Genomic DNA, 25,136 nt, shown 5'->3' with positions numbered 1-25,136 from the left:
CCGCCCGCCCGCACCTGTAGTTCGCACCTACTACGGCGCGCCAACTGCTCCCGAGGGCGGCGGGCCCCCGGGGGGGGGGGCCGGTCGGCGCCCGCCGGCCGGACCCACCGCCTGCGTCAGTCGCGGGGGAACTTGTCGGTCTTCAGGACCAGGCCCAACTCGGTGGCGGTCAGGTTGATGTCGTCGCCGAACGTGACGGTCAGTTCAGTGGTGTAGTCGTCGCTATTCGGATGGGTGAAGACGCGACACCTGCCGGTGTAGGGGTCGGCGATCAGATAGACGGGGACACCGGCGGCGGCGTAGGCGGTCTTCTTCGGGCCGTAGTCGTTGGCGGCGGTGCTTTTGGAGATCACTTCGGCAATGAACTCCACATCTTCGGGGTTCCACTGTCCGTGAGCGTTCCGAGAGGCGCTGTCGGCCACCTTGGCGACATCGGGGCAGAATCCGTTGAGGTGTCCAGGGAAGTCGATCCGTACGTCCGACTTCACCTTCACCTCCCGGCCGAATTCATCCTCCAGCGCCCGTACGATGCGGCGGATGATCTCCCAGTGGGTGTCCCGTTGCGGCGACATGAAAATGCTTCCCCCGACGATCTCGACCTTGTATCCCTCGGGGACGGGCATGTTTTCGAGCATCTCGAACATCGCGTCCAGAGTCTGCACATTGCTCTCGTCGGCCATGTCGATCCTGTCGATGTCTACGACGGTCATCCTGGCGCTCCTCCCCGCTCCCGCGTGGATGCGGCGGCCGCGCGGTACAACGATACGCACGGTGACCGGGTAACGCCGTGTCTGTCATATGACAGCTTATGGCTGGAACACTCGTCTGCATGAGCATGAGACTGTTCGCCGCCGTTCTGCCGCCCGCCGCTGCCGCCGTCGAACTGGCCGATGCCGTACGGCACCTGCGCGATCTGCCCGGGGCCGACGGGCTGCGGTGGACCGGGCAGGAGGGGCGGCACTTCACGCTCGCCTTCCTGGGCGACGTGGACGAGGCGCTGCTGCCCGAGCTGACCGTGCGGCTGGAGCGGGCGGCGTACCGGACCGAGCCGTTCCGGATCCGGATCCACGGTGGCGGGCACTTCGGCGACCGTACGCTGTGGGCCGGTGCCGCCGGGGGCCTCGACGAGCTGCGGCTCCTCGCGGAACGCGCCGGCGCCGCCGCGCGCCGGGCGGGGGTGCCGATGGAGGAGCACCGTCCCTACCGGGCGCACCTCACGCTCGCGCGCGGCCGCAGGGGCGACGGTGTGGACCTCCGGCCGTACGTCGAGGCCCTGGGCGGCTTCGAGGGCAGGCCGTGGGAGGTGTCGGAGCTGGTTCTCGTACGGAGCCGGCTGCCGGTCTCGGGGGTGGCGGGGGAGCAGCCGCGGTACGAGGCGGTCCTGCGCTGCCCGCTGGGACGGGGCGGACGGGGCGGGCGGGGACACCCGGGCGGCGGGAGTGTCGGACCTGCCCGTTAACCTCGACGTGTGGATCCGAAAACCCGTAACCGCGTCATGGCCGCCGTGCTTGTGCTGATGTTCGCGATCATCGCGGTGGCGGCCGCGGTCGGCTAGGCCCTGCTCGACAGGGCCCGACCGACCGCGACCCGCCACCTGCTCTACCTGCTACCTGCTACCGCACCGTCCTCGTCATGGCCTTTGGCCGAGGCGCTCCGGTCACTACCAGGCGAAGGCCTCCGGCGACGGCCCCGGGCCGGGGAAGATCTCGTCCAGCGAGGACAGGACCTCCTCGGAGAGCGTGACGCCGACGGCCCGTACGGCCGATTCGAGCTGGTCGAGCGTGCGCGGGCCGACGATCGGGCCCGTCACGCCCGGCCGGGTGAGCAGCCAGGCCAGCGCCGCCTCGCCCGGGTCGATCCCGTGCTTGTCGAGCAGGTCCTCGTACGACTGGATCCGCGCGCGGGTGGCGGTGTCGGCGAGCGCGTCGGCGGAGCGGCCGGAAGCGCGCCGTCCGCCCTGCACCTCCTTCTTGATCACGCCGCCCAGCAGACCGCCGCCCAGCGGCGACCACGGGATGACGCCGAGGCCGTACTCCTGCGCGGCCGGGATGACCTCCATCTCGGCCCGGCGCTCGACCAGGTTGTAGAGGCACTGCTCGCTGACCAGGCCGTACGAGCCGAGGCGGCGCGCGGTCTCGTTGGTCTGGGCGATCTTCCAGCCGGGGAAGTTGGACGAGCCCGCGTAGAGGATCTTGCCCTGCTGGATCAGGGTGTCGACGGCCTGCCAGATCTCCTCGACCGGGGTGGAGCGGTCGATGTGGTGGAACTGGTAGAGATCGATGTGGTCGGTCTGGAGCCGCTTGAGGCTGGCGTCGACCGCGCGGCGGATGTTGAGGGCGGAGAGCTTGTCGTGGTTGGGCCAGGGGTCGCCGTCGCCGGCCATGTTCCCGTAGACCTTGGTGGCGAGCACGACCTTGTCGCGGCGGTCGCCGCCCTTGGCGAACCAGGTGCCGAGGATCTCCTCGGTGCGGCCCTTGTTCTCGCCCCAGCCGTAGACATTGGCGGTGTCGAAGAAATTGATGCCCGCGTCGAGCGCGGCGTCCATGATGGTGTGACTGTCGGCCTCGTTGGTGAGGGGTCCGAAGTTCATCGTCCCGAGGACGAGTCGGCTGACCTTGAGTCCGGTGCGTCCGAGCTGCGTGTACTCCATGGCTCCACAGCCAACGCGTTCGAGCGCACTCGAAGCAAGCCCGGAGGGTTGGCGTGATTCGCTCTGTTGACGTGGCGGGGTGGTGCGGAAGGCGCCGGACGTGTGGCCCGGTCCGTCACACGGGATGGCAGGCTGGGGGGATGCGTCTTCCTTCGCGTGGTTCCGGCCGCCTTCCGGGGGCCGTCGCCCGCCCCTTCGCCGTGGGCGGTGCCGTCGCCGTACTGCTGGGCGCGTCCGTGTTCGCGTCCGCGTCCGTGTTCGGGACGGCCACGGACGCCGTGGCCGACGACGGGAAGCCCGACCGGAGCTTCACGATCAAGGACGAGCGGATCACCGAGTCCAGCGGGCTGGCCGCCAGCCGCCGTCACCCCGGCGTGTACTGGACGCACAACGACAGTGATGACGGGCCACAGGTCTACGCCGTGGACTCCCGTACCGGCGAGACCGTCGCGACGATCACCATGCGGGGCATCGGCGAGCCCCGGGACGTGGAGGCCATTTCCCTCGGGTCGGACGGGAACGTCTACGTCGCTGACATCGGCGACAACCTCAACGGCACCTGGGACCACGTCTGGATCTACCGGTTCCCGGAGCCCGAGCAGCTCAAGGACGCGACGGTCCGGGCCACGCAGTTCACCGTCAAGTACGCCGACGGGCCGCGTGACGCCGAGGCGATGATGGTCCATCCGAAGACCGGCCGGGTCTACATCGCCTCGAAGAACGAGGACGGCGGCGGGCTGTACGAGGGCCCCGCCGAGCTGAGTCCGTCCGGTACGAACACCTTCCGGCGGATCGGCGAGGTGCCGTGGGTGACGGACGGTGCGTTCTCGCCGCACGGCGAGGAGCTGACGCTCCGTTCGTACTTCAGCGCCCGCGCCTACGCCTGGAAGAACGGGCGGCTCGGCGCGGACCACCGGGTGCGGGCGCCGATCCAGCGGCAGGCGGAGTCGGTGACGTACACGACGGACGGCAGCGCGCTGATGTTCGGCTCCGAGGGGAGCCTGAGCGAGGTCGTACGGGTGGACCTGAACAAGGGGTCGGGGTCGGGTTCGGGATCCGGGGGCGGTACGTCCGGCAGCGGCGATACGGGCGGTGCCGCCGCCGGGGGTGAGAAGACGGGGAACGCCACGTTCGGGGCGATCGTCCTCGGCGCGGGGGCGGTTCTGTACCTCGGCTACAAGCGGCTGCGCCGCAAGGGCTGAGGTCAGGGGCGCCGCTCGGCGGCGTCCTTCGTCGACGTCGCCGCCGCTGAGGGTGTGCGCCGGCGCTCCACCAGGACCTCCAGGCCGTCCAGGAGCCGCTGGAGCCCGAATTCGAAGTGGTCGAAGCCGGGTCCGAACGACTCCTCGGAGAGCGTGGCCATGACCGGATACACGCCACTGGTCATGGCCCGGGACAGCACGGGCTCCTGGGCCTTCCAGAACTCCTCGTGCGTGATCCCGGTCTTCTTCTCGGCCTCGATCGCGTGCACCTGCGTGCGCGCCGTGCCGATCACGTACCCCTCGACCATGATGATCACCGAAACCCGCTCGGGGTCGCTCAGCCCCATGTCCTCAAGGCGGGACAGCGTCGTCTCCAGCCCCCTGACCGCGTTGGGACCGAGGACGGGGCGTGCCTGGTTCACCGAGAGCAGCCTCGACCGCCGGGCGCCGGCCGGGGCCGATGCCGCCGGGCGGCGATATTCGTCCCGCTCGCGATACGGAGGTTCCAGGGGCTCGGCAGATGAGCGGGCGAGGAGCGACGGGGCAGCGACGGGCCCCGGCGCACACAGCGACGGGGCCCGTCCGAACCACGAGAGACTACGAGAGCCGCGGGAGCGGCGAAGGCGTCCCCGAAGACGCCAGAGGCGCCAGAGGCGTCAGAGGCGTCAGAGACGCTCGATGACGTAGTCGATGCACGTCGTCAGCGCCTCGACGTCCGCCGGGTCGATCGCCGGGAACATCGCCACGCGGAGCTGGTTGCGGCCGAGCTTGCGGTACGGCTCGGTGTCGACGATGCCGTTGGCGCGCAGCGCCTTCGCCACGGCGGCCGCGTCGATCTCGTCCGCGAAGTCGATCGTGCCGATGACCTGCGAACGCTTCGCCGGGTCGACCACGAACGGGGTCGCGTACTTCGACGCCTCGGCCCAGCCGTACAGGTTCCGGGCGGAGGTGGCCGTGCGGCCGACCGCCCAGTCCAGGCCGCCCTGGGAGTTGAGCCAGGTGAGCTGCTCGTTGAGCAGGAAGAGCGTGGCCAGCGCCGGGGTGTTGTACGTCTGGTTCTTCAGCGAGTTGTCGATCGCCGTCGGCAGCGAGAAGAACTCCGGGACGTGGCGGCCCGAGCCGTGGATACGAGCGGCGCGCTCCAGGGCGGCCGGCGAGAAGACCGCGATCCACAGGCCGCCGTCGGCGGCGAAGGACTTCTGCGGGGCGAAGTAGTAGACGTCCGTCTCGGTGATGTCCACCGGCAGACCGCCCGCGCCGGACGTCGCGTCGACCAGGACCAGCGAGCCCTCGTCGGCGCCCGTGACCCGCTTGATGGGGGCCGCGACACCTGTGGAGGTCTCGTTGTGGGTGAAGGCGTAGGCGTCGACACCCGCCTCGGCCACCGGGTCCGGGTGCGAGCCGGGGTCGGTGGAGATGACGGTCGGATCGGCCAGCCACGGCGCCAGCTTGGCCGCCTTGGCGAACTTGGAGGAGAACTCACCGAAGGAGAGGTGCTGCGACTTGTTGTCGATCAGCCCGTGTGTCGCGACGTCCCAGAAGGCGGTGGAGCCGCCGTTGCCCAGGATCACCTCGTACCCCTCGGGCAGCGAGAAGAGGCTGCTCACTCCGGAGCGTACGGAGCCGACCAGGTTCTTCACCGGGGCCTGGCGGTGGGACGTGCCGAGGAGAGAGGTGCCGGTGGCGGCCAGAGCGTCCACCGCCTCCGTCCGCACCTTGGAGGGGCCTGCGCCGAAACGGCCGTCGGCGGGCTTGATGTCAGCGGGAATCTCGATATCGGCCACGGGCCGGAGCCTAGCCGTTCCCCAAACGGGACGGAAACGTGTCCGTCCGGTGAGACACCGCCGCTCAGACCCCCGTCCGCGCTTCCGCCCGCACTCCCGTCAGGTGTACGGGGAGGTCGAACAGGTCGTTCTGGGTGACCACGGGCTTGTTGCGCAGGTCCGCCGCCGGTACGGCCAGGCCCAGGCCGGGGAAGCGGGCGTACAGCGCGGGCAGGGCCACGGCCGCCTCCAGCCGGGAGAGCGCCGCGCCCGGGCAGACGTGCGGGCCGTGGCCGAAGGCGATGTGGCGGTTCGGGGCGCGGGTCGCGTCGAAGGCGCCGGCCGTCGGGCCGTGCTGCCGCTCGTCGCGGCCGATCGCCCCGAAGGACACGACCAGGGCTTCACCCGCAGGGAGGACGGCGTCGCCGACGGCGATGTCCTCCGTGGCGTACCGGAAGAGGACGTGCGAGGTGGGGGAGGACCAGCGCAGCGTCTCCTCGATCACGTTCTCCCACGGGATGGTGCCGGCCAGCACGAGCGCGCGCTGTTCGGGGTGGGTCTCCAGGGCGACCACGGCGTTGACGATCAGGCTGATCGTCGTCTCGTGGCCCGCCGCGACCATCACCATCAGGGTGTTGAGGATCTCGTCCGCCGTGAGCCGGTCGCCGTCCTCCGACGCGGCGATCAGCGCGCTGGTCAGGTCGTCGCCCGGCGCCGCGCGCTTCGCCTCGACCACGCCGGTGAACAGCTCCCCGAGGTCCGCCATCATGCGCGGGACCTCCTCCGGCGGTGTCTGCGTGGAGAAGAACTTCTCGTACAGCTCCTTCAGCCGGGGATGGTCCGCCGGGTCGACCCCCATCAGTTCGCTGATGACGTTCATGGGCAGGCGGTACGCGAACTCCGCCTTCAGGTCGACGACCGGCTCCCGCCGGTGTTCGGCGAGGGTGTCCAGCAGGGCGGACGTCAGCTCCTCGATCCGGCCGCGCAGCCGCTCCACCCTGCGTACCGTCAGCGCCTGCGCGACCAGCGCCCGCAGACGGCGGTGGTCCGCGCCGTCCACGGTCAGCAGGGAGCGGCCGGGGTTGGCGAGCCCGATCAGCGCCCAGTCCGGCGGGATCTCACCGCGCTGCCACGCGCCCCAGACGCCGATGTCCTTGACCAGCCGGGCATCGGTGAGGAGCCGCCGCGCCTCGGCGTGGTGCGTCACCGCGTAACAGGCCACCCCGCCCGGCAGCACGACGCGTGCCAGCGGGCCGGCCGCCCGGAGCGCGGCGCTCTCGGCGTCGAGGTCGGTGACGAGCGGATCGAGGACGACAGGTTCGGCAGGGGCAGCAGGAGGGGTGGTAGGTGTGGTGTCGGGGGCGTCGGGGGAGGGACCGGGCTGTTGCGCGTGAGGACAGTTCATGGTGTGCCTCCGTGAGCAGTGCGGTTCCGTCAGCGGAAGGTGCCAGGACGCGAGTCGGTACGCGAGTTCAGGACGTGGGTCAGTACGCGGCCCCGTACGCCGGGGCGGGGGTGAAGGTCACCGGCAGCTCCGCCAGCCCGCGCTGCCAGGGCGACCGGCGCCAGGTCAGCGCCTCGGTGGGGACGGCGAGGTCCAGGTCGGGGAGGCGGTCGAGCAGCACCTCGATCCCCGCGCGGGCCACGATCTCCGCGATCTCCTGGGCCGGGAACGGGCAGCGGTGCTCGCCGTGCCCGAAAGAGAAGAAGGCGTTGTTGCCGCCGGTGAGCGCCGAGCTGTCCATGCGGATCTGGGGGTCGTAGTTGGCGCCCGCGATCCCCAGGAGAAGCATGTCGCCCGCCTTGATCCGGCGGGTGCCCAGGGTGGTGTCGCGGGCGGCCCAGCGGCCCGCGACGTTCTGGGTCGGGGTGTCCTCCCAGAGGACCTCGTTCATGGCCTCGGCGACGCTGTGCCGGCCGCCGGAGAGCGAGGCGGCGAACCGGTCGTCGGTGAGCATCAGCCGCAGCGAGTTGCCGATCCAGTCGGCGGTGGGCTGGTGGCCCGCCACCAACATCACCATCAGGTCCTCGGCGATCTCCTCGTCGGTGAAGCCGTGCGGGTTGCGGAGCATCCGGGAGACGACGTCCTGGCCTCCCACCGCATGCTTCTCCCGCAGCAGCGCGGCCACCGCCTCCGCGAGGAAGCGTTGGCCCGCCAGCGCGCCCGCGTTGCCGTCGGTCAGGTCGTTGAGGGCCTTGACCACGCCGGGGCCCTGTTCGTCGGGGAAGCCGAAGATCCTGGCGAGAACCCGGACCGGGAGGAGCTTCGCGTACCGGGAGACGATCTCCGTACGGCCCTCCGCGCAGAAGCCGTCGACCAGTTCGTCGGCGAACTCCTCGGCGTACCGCTTGAGTGCGAACGGGTCGACCGCCTCCAGCGCTTCGCTGATCGTCCCGGCCCGCTCGCGGTGCTGTTCACCGACGGTGTAGAGCACGGACGGCTGGTCGCGGCCGATCATCGGCGCCATCGGCCAGTCGTCGGGGACGTTGTCCCACTGGTTCCAGAGGCCGGAGTCCCGGCTGAACAGCGTGGGGTCGCCGGTGACCTGGTGGAGCTCGCGGTAGCCGAGGACCAGCCAGGCCGGGAGGCCGCCGTCGAGGAGCACGGGGGCCACGGCGCCGTGGTCGCGCCGCAGCTCCCGGTAGAGGCCCGTGGGGTCGCTCTGGAGGCGGACGCCGCTGAGGGGCACGGCGCCGTGCCCCGCCCCGCCGGCCCCGAATCCGCCTCCGGGGCCGCTGCCGACTCCGCTGCCGGGGCTGTTCCCGGCTCCGTGCCCGCGTCCGTGCCTGTAGTCGTCGGGCGTGCTCACCGTGTGTCCTCTGAGCCTTCCGAGCCCCGTGCGGGCGTCGCGTCCGCCGCGTGCTTCGCGGCCGTGGCGGACAGGGTGTGCAGGTGCTCCACGAGCGTGATCAGCACGTACTTGCTGGACGAACGGTCCCGCGCGTCGCACTCCACCATCGGCACGTCCGGCGCGATGTCCAGCGCCTCCCTGATCTGCTCCTCCGTGTGGAGCGGCCCGCCGAAGTCGTTGCACGCCACGATGAACGGCGTGCCGTAGTGCTCCAGCCGGTCGATCGCGTACCAGGAGTCGGCGAGCCTGCGGGTGTCGACGAGGACCACCGCGCCGAGCGTTCCGGAGAAGAGCCGGTCCCACAGGAACCAGAAACGCTCCTGTCCGGGGGCGCCGAACAGGTAGAGCACCGACCGCTTGTCGAGGGATATCCGGCCGAAGTCGAACGCGACCGTGGTCGAGGTCTTCTTCTGCAGCCCGTCGAGGTCGGCGAGTTCGTCGATCCCCTCGCCCGCGCGGGTCATCGTCTCCTCGGTGTTGAGGGGACGGATCTCACTGACGGAACGGACCATGGTGGTCTTCCCGACGCCGAAACCACCGACGACGACGATCTTCAGACCGTTGTCGGCGGTGCTGGCGAGGGACGGACCGGCCGGCGAGGGGCCGGCGGGCCGTTCAAAGGTTGCGGAGTCCAACGAGCACCTGCTCCAGGATGTCGGGATCGGGTAGCCGCCCGGCCGAGCGGTCCGTACGGGGATGACGAGCGCTGATCCGGCCCGTGTCGAGCAGATCGGCGAGCATGATCCGGATGATGCTGCCCGGCAGCTGGAGCTGGGCGGCGATCTCCACGACGGCCGTCGGGGTCTGGCACATGCGCAGGATCGTGCGGTGCTCCGACTGCATGCCCGGGGTCGGCGCGGACTCCGCGACCACGAGCGTCACCAGGTCGAAGGTGGCCGAGTCCGAGCGGCTGCGCCCTCCGGTGAGGGTGTACAGCCGGTCGGGGGAGTCGTGCCGGCCGGGGCGCCGCCCAGGGCCGGTCGCTCCGCCGAAGCCCGGGCTGCTCATACGGAGCCCGTGGCGCCCGTGGACGTGCTACTTGGGGATGAGGAGCGGGACGGGGAGGACGAATCGGGCGACGCCGGCGTGCGCGGGGGCGAGCTGAGGTACTCGCCGAGCTGCTCGACGAGTTCGCTCATGTTGTGCCCGACCAGGCCGACGTCGGAGTCCTCACCGGCGACGACGGCGAGGTGGGCGCCGTCCCCGGCCTCCACTATCAGCAGGAGGCCGCCGTAGAACTCGGCCATGGCGGACCGTACGCCGCCCTGCCCGTTGCCGAACTCGATGGACGCGCCGTGGGACAGACTCTGGATGCCGGCGGCGATCGCGGCGAGCTGGTCGGCCTGGTCGACGGAGAGTTCGGGTGTACGGCAGAGCCTGAGGCCGTCCCGCGACAGGACCAGCGCGTGCCGGGCGCCGGGGGTGCGCCGGAGGAGGTTCTCGAGCAGCCAGTTGAGCTTCTCGTCCGTGGGTGTGGGGGTGCCGTTCATCGGGAATCGCCTTCCGGATCCGGGTGAGTGGTCGTGGCCGGGTGCTGCGGGTTGTCCCGTACGGCCTTGCGGAAGCTGCTGAACCGGGCTGCCTGGACGGCCGGGCTCGACGCAGGTGTGGGGGGAGTGGAGGGGGCGCGTTCGCCGGTACGGCGCATCGAGGCGGCGAGCGTACGGCCGCGGCGCCGCTTGGGCAGCCCGCTCTCGCCGAACTCGATGGGCGGTTCCGGGGCGGCTTCGGGAGCGGGGCGCTCGGCCGTTTCGCGGGCCGGAGGCGGGGTCGGTGCCGGAGTCGGGGCCGGTGCCGGGGTCGCGGGCGGGACGAGATCAGGGACGAGATCAGGGACGAGGTCAGGGGCGAGTGCGGGGGAGGGAATGGGGCCGGTGCCGGGCTTCCGTACGCGCCGGGCCGCGGGCGGCGTCGGGTCCGCCGGCGTGGTCGCCTTCGCGTCCGACGTCCCGTCCGCCGTCGCGTCCCCGGGTGTGGCCGCCCTCGGGGCCGACGCCGAGGTCGCCTTCGGGGCCGACGCCGAGGTCGCCTTCGGGGGCGCCTTCCTGCGGCGCGGCGGGGCGGCCGGGGCCGCGCCCGTCGAGTCGGTGCCCATGATGTCGGCGCCCGTGATGTCGGCGCCCGTCAGGTCCGCGCCCGTCAGGTCCGCGCCGATCACATCCGTGCCCATCAGGTCCATGCTCGCCGGGGTCGGGCCCGCCGAGGCGGTGGCCGCCGCCGTCCCCGAGGCGCGGGCGCTCCGCGACGCCCGTGCCGCGGCGACCGTCGCCTGCCCCGTCAGCAGGGGCGCCTGGTCCGGTGCCCCCGCGCGCAACTGCGTGAGCAGGTCCTGAGGCAGCATCACCAGCGCGCCCGTACCGCCCCGCGCGGACGGCCGGAACGAGACCGTCAGCCCGTGCTTGCGCGCCAGCCGGCCGACGACCGAGAGCCCGAGCCGGGTGCCCGAGAGGCCGCTGAGGTCCGACGGCACCGTCGTGACGGCCTGTTCGGCGCGGCGCAGCTGGACATCGCTCATCACGAGCCCGCTGTCCTCGATGGTGATGACGATCCCGGCCGGCACCTCCTCCACGTACACGTGGACCTCGGCGGTCGGCGGCGAGAAGTTCGCCGCGTTGTCGAGGAGTTCGGCGAGCGCGTGCATGACGCCCTCGGCGGCGTGGCCGGCGATCGCGACCTGGCTCGTCGAGTGCAGTCGCACCCGCTGGTAGCCGCTGATCCGGCCCATCGCGCCGCGCAGGATGGACTCCATCACGATCGGCTTCGCCCAACGCCGCCCGGAGCGGGCGCCGGTGAGCACGGCGAGGGAGTCCGCGAGCCGGCCCGCCTGTGCGGTGCGGTGGTCGAGATGGAGCAGATCGCCGAGAACGTCCTCGTCGGTGTGGTGGTGCTCCATCTCGCGCAGGTCCGCGAGCATGCTCGTCGCGAGCGCCTGCATCCGCCCGGCGGCGTTGGCGCAGGCGGAGATGGCGGCGGCGCGGTTGGACTCGCTGCGGGAGGCGGCTTCGGCGCTGCGCCGGGCGTCGGCGACGGCGTGCCGGACGTCCTCGGCGGCCCGCTCGAAGTCGGCGTCGAGCTGTTCGATGCGCGTGTTGAGCAGGGCGTTCCGTTCACGGAGCTGCTCACGGGCCGCCGTGAGGTGTGCGACGGCGGTGACGGCGGCGACGAGCGCCGCGGCGGCGCCCCAGGCGAGGGGGGTTCTGACGGCGTCGGGGGCGTCGGGGGATACGGCCCAGTAGCAGAGGAGGCCGCTGACGGCAGCCGATATCAGCAGGGCCGGGGCGGTGAACCGGAGTGAGCGGCGCAAATTCGGCTACCTCGGAGACGGTGCGGTGGGGGTGGGGGAGGAGTACGGATTGTGGCTGGTTTAGGCGTGTTCCGACAGGTTTTGCGCGGTTCTTGCCTTCATCGTGCTCTCCCCTTGAGCTGACTTCCCCGTGCGGCGCCACCCATGGGGGCGTCCAGGGAACTATCCAGGGCACTACTTAACGTGTTCAAACGGTGGCCACTATATGAGAATTGACGATCAGAATGGGAGCCTCCTGTCTGCTTTCTTCTCTTCAACGGGTGTGGCGGAGAGGGAAACCCCTGATCCGCGACCGTCGCGGGGGCATCCTGGAGGTATGGCCGACCAGGTTGAGCAGCGGGAATCGACAGCAGCGGCGATCCGGACGTCCACCGTCCTCGCGCGGGAGCTGAAATCAGCCATGCGCGGTGAGGTCGACTTCGGGGCCGCCACGCGGGCCCTCATGACCATGGACGCGTCCAACTACCGCCGGGTACCGGTCGGGGTGGTCGCGCCGCGCGACGCGGCGGACGTGGCGGCGGCCCTCGCGGTCTGCCGCGAGCACGGCGTACCGGTGGTGCCACGCGGCGCGGGTACGTCGATCGCCGGGCAGGCCACGGGGGTCGGGGTGGTCCTCGACCTCACCCGCCATCTGCGCTCCGTCGTGTCGGTGGACGCGGCCGCCCGTACGGCGGTCGTCCAGCCCGGCGCCGTCCTGGACGAACTGCGCGCCGCGGCCCGCCCGTACGGCCTGACCTTCGGCCCCGATCCTTCCACGCACAGCCGGTGCACGCTCGGCGGGATGATCGGGAACAACTCCTGCGGATCGCACTCGGTGGCCTGGGGCACCACCGCCGACAACGTCCACGGCCTGTCGGTCCTGACGTACGGGGGCGAGCCGCTGCGCCTGGAGCGAGGCTGGGGCCCCGACAGCCCGGGCGCGGGTCCCACCGGCTTGGGTGCGGGTCCCACCGTCCCCGGCCCCGGCGCGCCCGCCGGGCTGCGCGCGCTGGTGGAGCGGAACCTGGCGCTCCTGCGCACCGGTTTCCCCGCCGCGATGCCCCGCCGCATCTCCGGCTACGCGCTCGACGCGCTGCTCCCGGAGAACGGCACCGACCTCGCCCGCGCCTTCTGCGGCAGCGAGGGATCGCTCGGCGTCGTCACCGAAGCGACCGTACGGCTCGTCGAGGCGCCCGCCGCCCGCGCCCTCGCCGTGCTCGGCTACCCGGACGAGAGCGCCGCGGCGGAGGCCGCCGCCGGGCTCCTCCCGTACGGACCGCTCACCGTCGAGGGCATGGCCGAGGACCTGGTGCGCGGCGGCCACGACCTGCCGCGCGGCGGCGCCTGGCTCTTCGTGGAGACCGGCGGCGCGGCGCCCGCGGAGGCGCGCGCCCGCGCCGAGGAGATCGTGCGCGCGGCCGACGCGCTCGACGCCGCCGTCGTGACCGACCCGGCCGGGCAGCGGGCGCTGTGGCGCGTACGGGAGGACGCCGCCGGCACCGCGACGCGTATGCCGGACGGCAGTGAGGCGTGGCCCGGCTGGGAGGACTGCGCGGTCCCGCCCGCCCGACTCGGGCCGTATCTGCGGGAGTTCAGGGCGCTGCTGACCGAACACGGGCTGCGCGGCACGCCGTACGGGCACTTCGGCGACGGCTGCATCCATGTCCGCATCGACTTCGACCTGTTGGGCGAGGAGGGCGTACGGCGCTTCCGCCGCTTCTCGGAGGAGACCGCGGAACTCGTCGTCGCCCACGGCGGCTCGCTCTCCGGCGAACACGGCGACGGGCTGGCACGCGCGGAGCTGCTGCCGAAGATGTACGGGTCCGAACTGGTCGGTCTTTTCACCGAGTTCAAGGACATCTGGGACCCGGACGGCGGCATGAACCCGGGCGTGCTGGCCCGGCCGGCCCGTCTCGACGCGAACCTGCGCTTCGCCGTGCTGCCCCGCGAACCCGTCGACGTCGCGTTCGGCTATCCGCACGACGGCCCCGACGGCGGGGACTTCTCGGCGGCCGTACGGCGCTGTGTGGGCGTGGCCAAGTGCCGGGTGGCCGGACCGAGTTCGGGCGAGAGCGTGATGTGCCCGTCCTTCCGCGCCACGGGCGAGGAGCAGCACTCGACGCGCGGGCGCGCCCGGCTGCTCCACGAGATGCTCGCGGGCGAGGTGGTGACGGACGGCTGGCGTTCGACGGAGGTACGGGACGCCCTCGATCTCTGCCTGTCCTGCAAAGGCTGCCGCAGCGACTGCCCGGTCGGCGTGGACATGGCCACGTACAAGGCGGAGTTCCTGCACCACCACTACGCGGGCCGGCGCCGCCCCGCGGCCCACTACGCGATGGGGTGGCTGCCGCTGTGGCTCCGGGCGGCGGCACCCTTCGCGCGCGTACTGAACGCGGCGGCGCGGGTACCGGCCCTGGCGGCGCCCGCGAAACGGCTCGGCGGGATCGCCCCCGAGCGGGGGATCCCGGCGCTGGCACCGGAGACCTTCGGCCGCCGGCTGCGCCGCGGGCGGCGGACGGTGTCCCCGGACGCGCCGGGGGGTGGGCCGAAGGCCGTCCTGTGGCCGGACACCTTCACGGAGTATCTGTCGCCGTCGGTCGGCCGGGCGGCGGTACGGGTGCTGGAGGCGGCGGGCGTCGACCTCGTGACACCGGGAGCCGGCTCGCGCGGCAGGCCCTCGCGCGGCAAGGGCTCGCGCGGCAGGGTCTGCTGCGGGCTCACGTACATCTCCACCGGCCAGCTCGACCGGGCCCGTACGGTCCTGCGCCGCACCCTCGGCACGATGGAGCCGCTGCTCGACGCGGGCCTCCCGGTGGTCGTCCTGGAGCCGAGCTGCGCCGCCGCGCTCACCACGGACCTCCCGGAACTCCTCGGCGACGACCCCCGCGCGGCCCGCCTCGCCGGGTCCGTCCGTACCTTCGCCCAGGCGCTGGAGGAGTGCGCCCCGCAGTGGCGTCCACCGCGCCTGGACCGCGCGGTCGCCGGCCAGACCCACTGCCACCAGCACGCGGTCCTGGGCGACGCGGCGGAACGCCGGCTGCGCGAACGCGCGGGCCTGACCGGCGAATTGAGCGGCGGCTGCTGCGGACTCGCGGGCAACTTCGGCTTCGAACGCGGCCACTACGACGTGTCGGTGGCCTGCGCCGAGGACCAACTGCTGCCCGCCGTAAGGGCGGCCGCGGACGGTACGGAGATCCTGGCGGACGGCTTCTCCTGCCGTACGCAGCTGGAACAGCTGAACGGCACCCGGGCGAGGCACCTGGCGGAGGTCCTGGCGGAGGCGCTGGAGGAGGGGCCGGAGCAAGCGCCGGAGCAAGCGTCGGAGGAGGGGCCGGAGGAGTGACCTCGGCGCGGGCCGGGCGCGGCGCCGACGGTTAACGTTGTACGTCAGCGGTTAACGTTGTAAACGAATGATTACGGCGCCGGTCGGGGGCCTGGCGCCGCCTCCTCCTCGACATGCCCTGGAGACCGTCAGGTGAACGCCCCCCGCGAGGTAACCGCAGCCGGGATCGCCCAGCTCCTCCGCGATGTCGACGCGGCCGCCCGGCGGCTGGGGTACGAGGGCCGCGGTGACGTCCTGGACGTCCCCGACATCGCGCGGCAGACCGGCATCGGGCCCGGCCGCGTACGTGAACTCCTCGACGGCGCCGAGCCCGAGCGGCCTCCCCGCGAGAACAAGGCGCGCGAGGCCTTCTACCGCCGGCTGATGAGCCGGCGGCTGGACATGCTCCGCCGGCGTAACCCGGACTTCCCGGACGGTGAGAGCTACCGCGAGATCGGTGACGACGTCGACCTCTCGCACTCACTCATCGGGCACCTGGTCAACGGCAAGCGCAGTTCCCGCCCGGAGTACAGCTCCCCCCTGGAGGCGCGTTACGGCGTGACGCACGGCTTCCTCACCCGGCCGGAGGGCGACGCGCTCACCGGGCACCTGGTCAAGGTCAAGGAGGGTCTGCACGCGGGCGCGGTCCTCGAAGGGCTGCGCGTACTCGGCGGCGAGCAGGCCTCGCCGCGCCGTACCGATGAAGGCGCCCCGTCGCTGGAGGGCCTGGTGGCGGTCGTCGACGCCCTCGTGGCGCGCAAGCGCATTCTGGACCGCAGGGAGCCGAAGGGGCCCGGTGGGGCGCGGATTTAAAGTGCGGGTTCAGTGCGGTATCGCCCCATCTGTGGCTCTGTTCCCGTCTTCCTCTGTAGTCATTTGTTGACAGAGAGACGGATGGTCCATAAGGATCTGGCCACGTCAGCGATTGCCACCGGCACCCCACGGCCAGGCGCGCCATGCTCGCGGCCCGTTCCATACCGGCCGTACGCATTCCGTGAACGCCCCCCGGCGGCCCCCCCATCTACCGCAGGAGCTCGTCTTGCCGTACCACAAGCCCGCGCGCCTCTCCATGGCCGTGTCCGCCGTCCTCCTCGCTGTCACGCTCAGCGCGTGCCAGGGCGACGACGACGGCGCCGGGACCACCGGGCAGCCCGCCCCCTCCTCGAAGGACGCCTCCCCGGCGGCCACCGCGTCGCAGGCCGAGGCCGGCTCCGGCGGTGATGTCGCCACCGGTGAGAGCGTCACCGGGAAGGTCGCGGAGGAAGAAGGCCCGGTCACCTACGAGATCACCGCCGAGAAGGTGGACCTCGGTACGGAGGCCGAGGCCGCCGCGCTGGTCCAGGACAAGGCCGACGCCAAGGGCAAGGTGCTGGCCATCGCCCATGTGAAGTTCACGCACACGTCCGGTCCTGCCATCAGCAGCAGCTCCGACGTGAACGACGGGACGACCATCTGGGCCGACGGGCAGCGCGGCGCGATACTCATCGGCGCGCCCGACGACGCGGCCGGCTGCGAGGACGTCTACGACATCGACAGCTGGAAGGCGGGCGAGAGCCACACCGTGTGCACCTCGTACCTGGTTCCCGCGGCGGCCAAGAACGTAGAGGTCCACTGGTCGGAAGAGGACGGCGAGCCCTACATCTGGACCTTCCCCAACGGCTGACACCTCCCGGTCCGGCGGGGTGCCGCACAGGGGACGGCACCCCGCCCCCCACCTAGGGTCGACAATCAGCCCACGGGCCGGTAGCGGGCCGTGATGTGCACGCGTTCCCCCTGGGGGCCGAGGATGCTGAGGAACTCCACCGGCCGGGCGTCGGCGTTGCCGAACCAGTGCGGGAGATGGGTGTCGAACTCGGCGACCTCACCGCTGCCGAGGACGAGATCCCGATCGCCGAGTACGAGGCGCAGCCGCCCGTCGAGGACGTACAGCCAGTGGTACCCCTCGTGCGAGCGCGGATCCGCTTCGAGACCGGTGGGGCCGGCGGGGAGGATGTGCTTGTACGCCTGGAGCCCGCCGGGTTTGCGGCTCAGCGGGACGACGGTCATGCCGTTACGGGTGAACGGCCGCGGGAGCACCCGGGGGTCGGGGCCGGCCGGGGTGCCGACGAGTTCGTCGAGCGGTACCTGATAGGCTTTGGCCAGCGGTAACAGCAGTTCCAGCCCCGGCCTGCGCTGCCCCGACTCCAGCCGGGACAGGGTGCTGACCGTGATGCCGGTGGTCTCCGACAGGGCGGCCAGGGTGGCTCCGCGGCTGCGCCGCAACGCACGGAGCCGCGGTCCGACCGCGGCCAGCACGGCACCCACGTCGTCCGCATCATCGTCCACGGCACCGCAGTCGTCGCTCATGCGTTCACTGTGCCCGCGCTTTGCGTTTTCCGCGAAAAACTTTGCCGTTTTTCCCGGGGCAGGGGCAGGTTGGTGGCCCGCCACCCATCACGGAGAAGAGGGCGCGAAGGCTATGGACACCGAGTCCTGGGACAAGATGTACCGCGGCCGCGACCGGGTTTTCAGCGGGGCGCCCAACGGGGTGCTGGTCGCCGAGGTCACCGGCATGCCGCCGGGGCAGGCGCTCGACGTGGGCTGCGGCGAGGGCGCCGACGCGCTCTGGCTGGCCCGGCAGGGCTGGCAGGTCACCGCGGTCGACCTCTCCAGGACCGCCCTGGAACGCGCCGCCGCTGAGGCCACGGACGTCGTTGGCCGCGTGGCCTGGGCACGTGCCGACCTCACCGCCACGCCACCCCCGGCCGACGCGTTCGACCTGGTGTCCGCCCAGTACTTCCCGCTCCTGCGCGAACCGGGCCACGCGGCACTACGCGGCCTGCTGGACGCGGTCGCACCCGGCGGCACCCTGCTCTTCGCCACCCACGACCTCGCCGATCTCTCCCCGCACCCGGACCAGGGCTTCGACCCCGGCGCCTATTACCGGCCCGACGACATCGCGGGGCTCCTCGGCCACGACTGGACCGTCCTCATCAACGAATCCCGCCCCCGCACGACTCCGGCCCCCAAGGGCACCGGCCACCGCCGCGACACGGTCCTGCGAGCGCAACGCCCGCGATCCCGCTGAGCCGCGCCTGCGGGGCGGCAGGGGTCAGGGGTAACGGGGGCGGGCCCGGCCAACCACCCGACGCCGGGAGGAACAACCGTGCCGCTGCGTGTCGTTCCGGCTCTGCCGACAGCTAATCCTTCTGGGCGTCCGCCGCTCGCGGTGCTTGGCTGTGGGGCATGGAGATCTTGATTCTGGGTGGAACAGCCTGGGTGGGCCGGGAGTTGTCGCGGGAGGCGCTGCGGCGCGGCCATCGGGTGACGTGCCTCGCGCGCGGCGAGGCCGGCGAAGTCGCGGACGGGGCACGGCTGGTGGCCGCCGACCGGGGTGACCCCTCGGCGTACGAACCGCTGCTGGACCGCGAGTGGGACGCGGTCGTGGAGGTGTCCTGGGAGCCCGGCTTCGTTCGCGGGGCGCTCGACGCGCTGGGGGACAGGGCCGGGCACTGGACGTACGTCTCCTCCGTCAGCGCCTACGCGTCCCACGCCGTGCCGGACGCGGACGAGTCCACGGCCCTGCTCCCTCCGACCGGCCTGAGCGAGGTCGGCAAGGCCACCTACGGTGAGGCGAAGGTGGCCTGCGAGGAGGCGTCGGCGGCTGCTGTGGGCGACCGTCTGCTGATCGCGCGCGCCGGTCTCATCGGTGGTCCCGGCGACCACAGCGGACGCACCGGCTACTGGGTGGCCCGCGCCGCGCGTGATCCGCACGGGCCGATGCTGGTGCCCGGCACGCCGGACATGCCGACGCAGGCGATCGACGTGCGGGACCTCACCGCCTGGCTGCTCGACAGCGCCGAGTCGGGCGGCACGGGCACCTATGACGCCGTCGGCCCGGTCGTCCCCTTCGGGGAGTGGATCGAGCTGTCACGGCAGATCGGCGGGCACACCGGCCCGGTGGTCACCGCCGACTCGGACTGGCTGCTCGCGAACGACGTCGACGAGTACGCGGGAATCGATTCGCTGCCGCTGTGGCTGGTCGAGCCCGGCTGGGAGGGGTGGCAGGCCCGGAGCGGGGCGGCGGCGCGCGCGGCGGGGCTCCGCAATCGGCCCCCGGCGGAGCTGCTGGCCGACACGTTGCGCTGGGAGCGCGCGGAGGGACTCGACCGGGAGCGGCGGGCCGGGCTGAGTGCCCGGCGTGAGCGGGAACTGCTCGACGCTCTCGGCTGACGGTTCGCCCGTGGCCGCTCGCGGCGTGGTGTGCGCCAAGAACGACCGCCGGACGAGGGTGCTCCGGACCTTCTGCCAGATCTACTGGCTGGAGCTGCTGCGCCACGCGGGCGTGGAGGAGGACCGGCTCACGCAAGAGCAGTTCGTCACGGCCGACCGCCTCACCGACGGGGACGGCGTGATCTCACGGCAGGAGTTCGTCCGCGCGGTGCGTGAGCACTTCCTCTCGAACGACCCGGAGGCGCCCGGCAGCCTTCTCCGGTGTCACCGAGTGGGTCCGTCGCTCGCCGCGGTCGAAACTGATCGGCCCGGCCGCTCGTCTTGAGTGACGAGGCCAAGTGGACGGGACGTCATGGTGGAGCAGGTACGGGCAGACATGCGGGCAGACAGCGGTGCGCGGGCGCCGGAGACGGTGTCGCCGGTGAAGGCGGTGTTCCGGCGTGTGGCGGGGCGTGGGGAGGGTGGCGGCGAGGAGCGGTCCGCCTGGGCGCGGGGGCGGGTGGTCGCCGGGTTGGCGGTGGTGACGGCCGGGCTGATGGTGTTCCACCGGGCGGTGCCCAACTCCGTGGGCCGGCTGGGGAGTCTGCTGGAGGCGTTCCTGCCGTGGCTCGGCCTGGTGGTCCCGGTCCTGCTCGGCCTCGCGCTGCTGCGCCGTTCCGCTCTCGCGCTGGTGGCGCTGCTGCTGCCGGTGGCGGCCTGGACGTACCTCTTCGGCGGGTTGCTGCTGCCCGCCCCCGGGCCGGGGCCGCGCGACCTGGTCGTGGTGCAGCACAACGTCAGCGACGAGAACGCCGATCCGGAGGGCACGGCCCGTGCGCTGGCCGCGGCCGGGCCCGATCTGATCGCGCTGGAGGAGCTGGTGCCCCCGGCGCTGGAGGTCTACGAGAGGACGCTCGCCGCGGAGTACCCCCACCACGCGGTCCAGGGCACCGTCGGGCTCTGGTCGAAGCATCCGCTGACCGAGGCGGGGCTGCTGGACATCAGCCCCCAGGGGATCGGGGAGGGGTGGCGGCGGGGGCTGCGGGCCGTGGTCCGTACGCCGCACGGCGAGGTCGCGGCGTACGTCGCCCACCTGCCCTCGATACGTATCCGGGCGACCGGCCTCGCGTCCGCCTGGCGCGACGAGAGCGCGGGTCTGCTGGGGAAGGAGATCGCCGGGGAGAAGGTGGCGGCGGTGATCCTGCTGGGTGATCTCAACAGCACGGTCGACGACCGTGGGCTGGCCCCGGTGACCTCCCGGATGAACGTGGCCGAACGGGGCATGGCCTTCAGCTTCCCCACGGCCTTCCCGCTGGCCCGGATCGACCAGGTCATGGTCCGCGGCGGAACGGTCGGCCATATACGTACCCTGCCGGCGACCGGCAGCGACCACTTGCCGGTCGCCGCCCGGGTCACCCTGGACTGACGGGGGCAGGGGGTCACGGGGGCAGGGGTCAGGGTCAGGGGGCAGGGGGTCAAGGTGTCAGGGGGTACAGGGGGTACAGGGGGTGCTGACGGGGGCTCAGGGGGACGGGGGCGTCATTCCTTTGTGCGCCCGTCGGCCTCGGCTGTACGGCCACCCGCCTCGGCGCTGCCCGCCTGGGGACCGTACGCCGTCAGGAAGCGGTCCCTGAAGGTGTCCATCCGCCAGACCGGGGCGTCCGGGCCCGGCTTCAGGCCGTCCTGCCAGCCCCAGTCGGAGACCCGGTCCAGGACCTTCGGGTCGCGGGCGACGATCGAGATCGGGACGTCGCGGCCCGCGCCGGGGCCCGTGACGGTCGCGTTGGGCTGGTGGTCGCCGAGGAAGACCAGGACGGTGTCGTCGGTGCCGTACTTCTCCACGTACGAGATGAGGCTGCTCAGCGAGTACTCGATCGCCCGGCGGTACTCGTTGCGCAGCTTCTCGGGGTCGGCCAGCACCTCCGTGGGGTTCGTGCCCTCCTTCTTGATGCCGTGGTAGACGGAGCCGTCCCCAATCTCGTCCCAGCCGACCATCTTCGGGATGGGCGACCAGGGGTTGTGGCTGGAGGCGAGGACGATCTCCGTCATCAGCGGCTCGCGGTCCTTCTTGCCGTGCTCCAGGCGCTCGTACGCGTCCAGGCTGTACTGGTCGGGTACGGGCGACCAGCTGAACTTCGGGCCCTTGTAGCCGATGTCCCGCGAGTCGTAGATGTTGTCGAGGCCGAAGTACTTCCCCTCCGGCCAGGAGCGGGTGACGCCCGGCATGATGCCCACCGTCCGCCAGTCTCCCGTGCGTCCGAAGGCGCCGGTGAGGGTGAGGCGGTCGCTCGACGTGGCGCTGCGGTAGCGCTGCTGGTTCTTGATCCACATGCCGGACATGAAGGTGGAGTGCGCGAGCCAGCTCCCGGCGCCCGCCACCGGCGAGGTGAGCCAGCCGCTCTCGGAGGCGAACCCGGCCGCCTTGAGCCGTTCCGTACCGTCGTCGAGCACCTCGCCGACCTGCGGTGCCATCGCCGGGTCCTCGATCGCGCTGCGGCCGTAGCTCTCGATGAACGTGAAGATGACGTCCTTGCCGCGCAGCGCCGTCAGCAACTGGTCGGGCGGGGTGTCGCGGAAGTGGTCGACGGCGGCCTCCTTGGCGAACTGCTTGCCGTCCTTCAGGCCGGCGCTCACCAGGTCGGCGTGGGTCCGTACGAGATCGGCCGCGCTCCTGGACGTGACGGGCACCCCGGCGACCTGGACGCCGAGCGCCGTGCAGGTCACCCACACCGTCCCGAACAGCAGCGTGGTACGGGTCGTTTGGCCGCTGTGGCGGACCATGAGGCCGGCCAGCCGTACGACCGCCAGCGTGATCAGGACGACCACGGCGAAGGTGAGGATCACGATCCCGATCACGGCGGCGATCGCGCCGGCGCGGCCGAGCGTGTCCCGGAGGAAGGACTCGGCGTCGTCGAACAGGATCCAGTCGAGCACCAGGTCGAACGGCCGGTCCAGGACCGTGTAGAAGCCCAGGTCGAGGAATTTGAGAAGGGTCAGCAGGCCGAGGCCCGCGCCCGCGACGGCTGCCGCCACCCGGCCCGCCCTGGGCGGCAGGACGAGCAGCACGGCGGCGCCGATGATCACCTCCCCCGGCAGGTGCGCGAAGGCTTCGGGGGTGATGAGGGAGGCTTCGTTCGGGAGGAGGAGGGCGACGAAGACCAGCACGGCGGCCAGCCCGGTGAGCGTCCAGGACCCGGCTCTGACCAGGGACGGGTGCCGGTCCCGCAGGCCGACCGGTGTCGGGGGCGGAGTGGGGGTCGGTGCGTCCGGCCGTTCCGGTGCGTCGGGTGCGCCCTCCGGGGCGTCCGGTACGCCCGCCGGAGCGTCAGGTGTGTCCGCTGCGTGCCCCGGGGCCGGCTCCGGAGCCTTCGGTTTGTCCGTGTTCAGCAGCCGACGAGCGCGCGTCCAGAGCGACAACCTGAAGGTCCTTCCGTGCGAAACCCCTTGTGGCACGGCGGACCGGACCCGTCGGGCCGGGACCGCCGCCAGACTGTACGGACCGGCGGCGGTTTCGGTTCAATCGTCCACGTGCCCGGTGGGGTGCGGTGCGGGGCGCCGTGCGGTTACGTGTCCGCCGCCAGCTCGCGCGCCAGTGCCACCAGATCGTGGATCGCCGGGTGCGGGGCCGCCGCCCGCCACGCCAGGAAGAGCTGGAGCGGCGGCGCGTCCGGCAGCGGGCGGTAGGCGACCCCGTGGTGCGGGTGCACGGCCGCCGTCGAGGTGCCCGTGACGCCGACGCCCCGGCCCGCCGCGATCGCCGTCAGCCAGTCGTCGGTGTTGCCGACCGTGAGCGTGCTCGTCGGACCCGTCCTCCCCGGCCACAGCGCCGGGGTCGTCGTGCCGGAGACCGTGTTCACGATCACCGTCTCGGACGCCAGCTCCGCCAGCGTCAGCGAGGCGCGGGCGGCGAGCGGACCGTCGGCGGGGACCGCCGCCGTCCGGGCCTCGGTGAACAGCGCTTCCGCGACCAGCCCCGGAGTCCGGGCCCCCGCCTGCCCCGGCCCGCGCAGCAGCGCCGCGTCGACCTCTCCCCGGGCGAGTCCCGCCGTGCGGTCGTCGATCCTGAGCAGTTCGAGCGGTGCCTCCGGGTGTTCCCGCTGCCAGCGGCGCAGCAGGGGCGTGGTGTACGCGCCGAAGGCCGACCAGGCGTGGCCGAGCCGCAGCGGCCGGTGGCCCAGCCGGCCGGTGTCGAGCGCCTCGTCGAACGCGGTGACCGCGGCCGCCGCCCTGGCGCGGAAGGCGCGGCCCTCGGCGGTGAGGGCGAGATGGTGGGTGGAGCGCTCCACGAGCCGCACGCCGAGCTGCTTCTCCAGTGCCGCGAGGGTGCGGGAGACGACGGGCTGGGTGAGATGGAGCCGGGCCGCGGCCCTGGTCATGCTGGACTCATCGGCGATGGCGAGGAAGCAGCGGAGATGACGCAGCTCGATGCTCATGCTTCTGGAGCATAACCCCAGCCCACTTTGCATTTCCCGGGGTGGGGACGGCGGCCGTAGCGTCAGGGGGCGGGACGAGGACGAGCGAGCCGCCGGAGTGCAGTATCTTGGATTGAACGTCCATCATGTTGGACTGTCGTATGCGTTGAGTGTCCGTTTGACGTTTCCGTGTCGTGGAGACCGAGGGGAGGAAGTTGTGGTGGAGGAGTCGCGTACCGCCGCCGTGGGTGCCGCCGTACCGGTGCCCGAAGCCGTCGCCGCGGGAACTGCCGCAGGAGTTGCCGCAGGAGCTGCCGGACAAGTTGCCGGACGAGTTGACGGTCGGGTCGGAGCCGAGGGTGCCGGCGCGGTCGGTTCCGGTGCGGCGGGTTCCGGTGCGGCGGCACCCGGGTCCCGGCGGCAGCCCCTCGGGCCCGTCGCCCTCGTCGTCGCGGGCGGGCTCTCCGTGCAGGTCGGGGCGGCCGTCGCCGTCCTGCTGATGCCCCGCACCGGCGCCGTCGGCATCGTCACGCTGCGGCTCGGGCTCGCCGCGCTCGTCATGCTCGCCGTGTGCCGGCCGAAGCTGCGCGGGCACTCGCGCACCGACTGGGGGACCGTCCTCGTCTTCGGCGCCACTCTCGCCGCGATGAACGGCCTCTTCTACCAGGCCCTCGAACGTATCCCGCTCGGCGTCGCCGTCACCCTCGAAGTCCTCGGCCCGCTCACCCTCTCGGTGATCGTCTCCCGGCGGCTGGTCAACCTGCTGTGGGCGGTGCTCGCGCTCGCCGGGGTGGTGCTGCTCAGCGGGGGCGGCTTCGACCGGATCGACCTCCTCGGTGTCGCGTACGCGCTCGGCGCGGGCGTCATGTGGGCGACGTACATCGTCTTCAGCGCGCGCACCGGCCGGCGCTTCCCGCAGGCGGACGGGCTGGCCCTGGCGATGGCGGTCGGGGCGCTGCTCATCCTGCCGCTGGGCGTCCTGGAGTCGGGGGCGAAGCTGCTGGAGCTGTCCACGCTGGGGCTGGCCCTGGTGGTGGCGCTCATGTCGTCCGTCCTGCCGTACACCCTCGAACTGATCGCGCTGCGGCGGATGCCCGCGCCCACCTTCTCCGTGCTGATGAGCCTGGAGCCGGGCGTCGCGGCGGCCTGCGGGTTCCTCATCCTGGACCAGGCGCTCTCCGCGCTCGACGCGCTGGCGATCGTGCTGGTCATCGTGGCGAGCATGGGGGCCGTACGGACCCAGGTGGGGGAGCGGGCGCGGAAGCGGGCCCGCACCGGGGCACGGGAAGGCAGGACGCCGGGGAAGGCAAGGCGCTGGGGGAGCAAGGCGCCGGGGGAGTAGGCGCAGGGAGACAAGACGCCGGCGGAGCAGGCGCCGAGGGAGCAGGCGCCGGGGAGCAAGGCGTCGACGAGCAAGCGTGCTTGCTTGTCAATTCGGGTGCTGCCATGCTCCGGGGCACG

Annotated in this window: 23 protein-coding genes; 10 read left to right on the top strand and 13 right to left on the bottom strand. The window is 72.3% G+C overall.

Translation table 11 applies throughout. The annotated features are described in order from the left end of the window. Positions 1–116 precede the first annotated feature (116 nt). Complete coding sequence (locus ACFTZC_RS03750) at positions 117–710, bottom strand: Uma2 family endonuclease (protein ID WP_382886502.1); 594 nt, start codon at positions 708–710, stop codon at positions 117–119. A 125-nt stretch (positions 711–835) separates the two neighbouring features. Here ACFTZC_RS03750 and thpR point away from each other — a divergent pair, with 125 nt between their 5' ends. Beyond that, positions 836–1,459, top strand: a complete 624-nt coding sequence (gene thpR / locus ACFTZC_RS03745; RefSeq protein ID WP_382886739.1) for an RNA 2',3'-cyclic phosphodiesterase — start codon at positions 836–838, stop codon at positions 1,457–1,459. A gap of 201 nt (positions 1,460–1,660) precedes the next feature. On the opposite strand, the gene ACFTZC_RS03740 is transcribed toward thpR, so the two are convergent. Next, positions 1,661–2,650: an aldo/keto reductase gene (locus tag ACFTZC_RS03740; RefSeq protein WP_382886500.1), complete on the bottom strand. Its 990-nt coding sequence runs from the start codon at positions 2,648–2,650 to the stop codon at positions 1,661–1,663. A 140-nt stretch (positions 2,651–2,790) separates the two neighbouring features. On the opposite strand from ACFTZC_RS03740, the gene ACFTZC_RS03735 reads away from it, so the two are divergent. Beyond that, the gene (locus ACFTZC_RS03735; protein ID WP_382886498.1) at positions 2,791–3,852 is read left to right on the top strand and encodes a WD40 repeat domain-containing protein; all 1,062 of its coding nucleotides are present in this window, start codon (positions 2,791–2,793) and stop codon (positions 3,850–3,852) included. 2 nt (positions 3,853–3,854) lie between these two features. On the opposite strand, the gene ACFTZC_RS03730 is transcribed toward ACFTZC_RS03735, so the two are convergent. The 8 genes from ACFTZC_RS03730 to ACFTZC_RS03695 all read right to left on the bottom strand — a co-directional run bounded on the left by ACFTZC_RS03730 (position 3,855) and on the right by ACFTZC_RS03695 (position 11,771). After that, positions 3,855–4,274 (bottom strand): TetR/AcrR family transcriptional regulator C-terminal domain-containing protein, encoded by a 420-nt coding sequence (locus tag ACFTZC_RS03730; protein ID WP_382886496.1) that lies wholly within the window; start codon positions 4,272–4,274, stop codon positions 3,855–3,857. 243 nt (positions 4,275–4,517) lie between these two features. Next, complete coding sequence (serC, locus tag ACFTZC_RS03725) at positions 4,518–5,636, bottom strand: phosphoserine transaminase (protein WP_382886494.1); 1,119 nt, start codon at positions 5,634–5,636, stop codon at positions 4,518–4,520. A 64-nt stretch (positions 5,637–5,700) separates the two neighbouring features. Beyond that, positions 5,701–7,020: a cytochrome P450 gene (locus ACFTZC_RS03720; RefSeq protein WP_382886493.1), complete on the bottom strand. Its 1,320-nt coding sequence runs from the start codon at positions 7,018–7,020 to the stop codon at positions 5,701–5,703. Between the two features lie 79 nt (positions 7,021–7,099). Continuing rightward, positions 7,100–8,305 carry a cytochrome P450 gene (locus tag ACFTZC_RS03715; RefSeq protein WP_382886737.1) on the bottom strand — a complete coding sequence of 402 codons (1,206 nt, stop codon included), beginning with the start codon at positions 8,303–8,305 and terminating at the stop codon, positions 7,100–7,102. A 116-nt stretch (positions 8,306–8,421) separates the two neighbouring features. After that, entirely contained in the window at positions 8,422–9,102 is a 681-nt protein-coding gene (locus tag ACFTZC_RS03710; protein ID WP_382886491.1) for an ATP/GTP-binding protein, read from the bottom strand. Further along, a complete protein-coding gene (locus ACFTZC_RS03705) occupies positions 9,083–9,475 on the bottom strand; it encodes a DUF742 domain-containing protein (RefSeq protein ID WP_382886489.1) in 393 nt (130 codons plus the stop codon). Before ACFTZC_RS03705 ends, ACFTZC_RS03710 begins: the two co-directional genes overlap by 20 nt. Continuing rightward, a complete protein-coding gene (locus ACFTZC_RS03700; RefSeq protein WP_382886488.1) occupies positions 9,472–9,957 on the bottom strand; it encodes a roadblock/LC7 domain-containing protein in 486 nt (161 codons plus the stop codon). The genes ACFTZC_RS03705 and ACFTZC_RS03700 overlap by 4 nt, the downstream gene beginning before the upstream one ends. Further along, positions 9,954–11,771 (bottom strand): ATP-binding protein, encoded by a 1,818-nt coding sequence (locus tag ACFTZC_RS03695; RefSeq protein WP_382886486.1) that lies wholly within the window; start codon positions 11,769–11,771, stop codon positions 9,954–9,956. The genes ACFTZC_RS03700 and ACFTZC_RS03695 overlap by 4 nt, the downstream gene beginning before the upstream one ends. 316 nt (positions 11,772–12,087) lie before the next feature. Between ACFTZC_RS03695 and ACFTZC_RS03690 the strand changes: the two genes are divergently transcribed. From ACFTZC_RS03690 to ACFTZC_RS03680, 3 genes are all read left to right on the top strand, one after another. Next, entirely contained in the window at positions 12,088–15,093 is a 3,006-nt protein-coding gene (locus tag ACFTZC_RS03690) for an FAD-binding and (Fe-S)-binding domain-containing protein (protein WP_382886484.1), read from the top strand. 132 nt (positions 15,094–15,225) lie between these two features. Beyond that, a complete protein-coding gene (locus ACFTZC_RS03685; protein WP_382886482.1) occupies positions 15,226–15,885 on the top strand; it encodes a hypothetical protein in 660 nt (219 codons plus the stop codon). A 226-nt stretch (positions 15,886–16,111) separates the two neighbouring features. After that, positions 16,112–16,735, top strand: coding sequence for a hypothetical protein (locus ACFTZC_RS03680; protein WP_382886480.1), 624 nt, complete (start codon positions 16,112–16,114; stop codon positions 16,733–16,735). 65 nt (positions 16,736–16,800) lie between these two features. Here ACFTZC_RS03680 and ACFTZC_RS03675 read toward each other — a convergent pair whose 3' ends face one another. Beyond that, a complete protein-coding gene (locus ACFTZC_RS03675) occupies positions 16,801–17,418 on the bottom strand; it encodes a helix-turn-helix domain-containing protein (protein ID WP_382886478.1) in 618 nt (205 codons plus the stop codon). 112 nt (positions 17,419–17,530) lie between these two features. On the opposite strand from ACFTZC_RS03675, the gene ACFTZC_RS03670 reads away from it, so the two are divergent. The 4 genes from ACFTZC_RS03670 (at position 17,531) to ACFTZC_RS03655 (ending at position 20,689) form a co-directional block, all read left to right on the top strand. Further along, positions 17,531–18,139, top strand: coding sequence for a class I SAM-dependent methyltransferase (locus ACFTZC_RS03670; protein WP_382886476.1), 609 nt, complete (start codon positions 17,531–17,533; stop codon positions 18,137–18,139). Between the two features lie 158 nt (positions 18,140–18,297). Continuing rightward, a complete protein-coding gene (locus tag ACFTZC_RS03665) occupies positions 18,298–19,284 on the top strand; it encodes an NAD-dependent epimerase/dehydratase family protein (RefSeq protein WP_382886474.1) in 987 nt (328 codons plus the stop codon). Positions 19,285–19,294: 10 nt separating this feature from the next. Continuing rightward, positions 19,295–19,609 carry a hypothetical protein gene (locus tag ACFTZC_RS03660; protein ID WP_382886472.1) on the top strand — a complete coding sequence of 105 codons (315 nt, stop codon included), beginning with the start codon at positions 19,295–19,297 and terminating at the stop codon, positions 19,607–19,609. Between the two features lie 210 nt (positions 19,610–19,819). Further along, positions 19,820–20,689, top strand: a complete 870-nt coding sequence (locus ACFTZC_RS03655; RefSeq protein ID WP_382886735.1) for an endonuclease/exonuclease/phosphatase family protein — start codon at positions 19,820–19,822, stop codon at positions 20,687–20,689. Positions 20,690–20,802: 113 nt separating this feature from the next. Here ACFTZC_RS03655 and ACFTZC_RS03650 read toward each other — a convergent pair whose 3' ends face one another. Continuing rightward, positions 20,803–22,680: a sulfatase gene (locus ACFTZC_RS03650; RefSeq protein WP_382886471.1), complete on the bottom strand. Its 1,878-nt coding sequence runs from the start codon at positions 22,678–22,680 to the stop codon at positions 20,803–20,805. Between the two features lie 146 nt (positions 22,681–22,826). After that, on the bottom strand, positions 22,827–23,696 hold the full coding sequence (locus ACFTZC_RS03645; protein WP_382886469.1) for a LysR family transcriptional regulator: 870 nt from the start codon (positions 23,694–23,696) through the stop codon (positions 22,827–22,829). Positions 23,697–23,895: 199 nt separating this feature from the next. Between ACFTZC_RS03645 and ACFTZC_RS03640 the strand changes: the two genes are divergently transcribed. Beyond that, a complete protein-coding gene (locus tag ACFTZC_RS03640) occupies positions 23,896–25,017 on the top strand; it encodes a DMT family transporter (protein ID WP_382886467.1) in 1,122 nt (373 codons plus the stop codon). Positions 25,018–25,136 lie beyond the last annotated feature (119 nt).

The organism is Streptomyces sp. NPDC056987, assembly GCF_042673865.1.
GTDB lineage: Bacteria > Actinomycetota > Actinomycetes > Streptomycetales > Streptomycetaceae > Streptomyces.
This window is presented reverse-complemented; position numbering and strand designations above follow the sequence as displayed.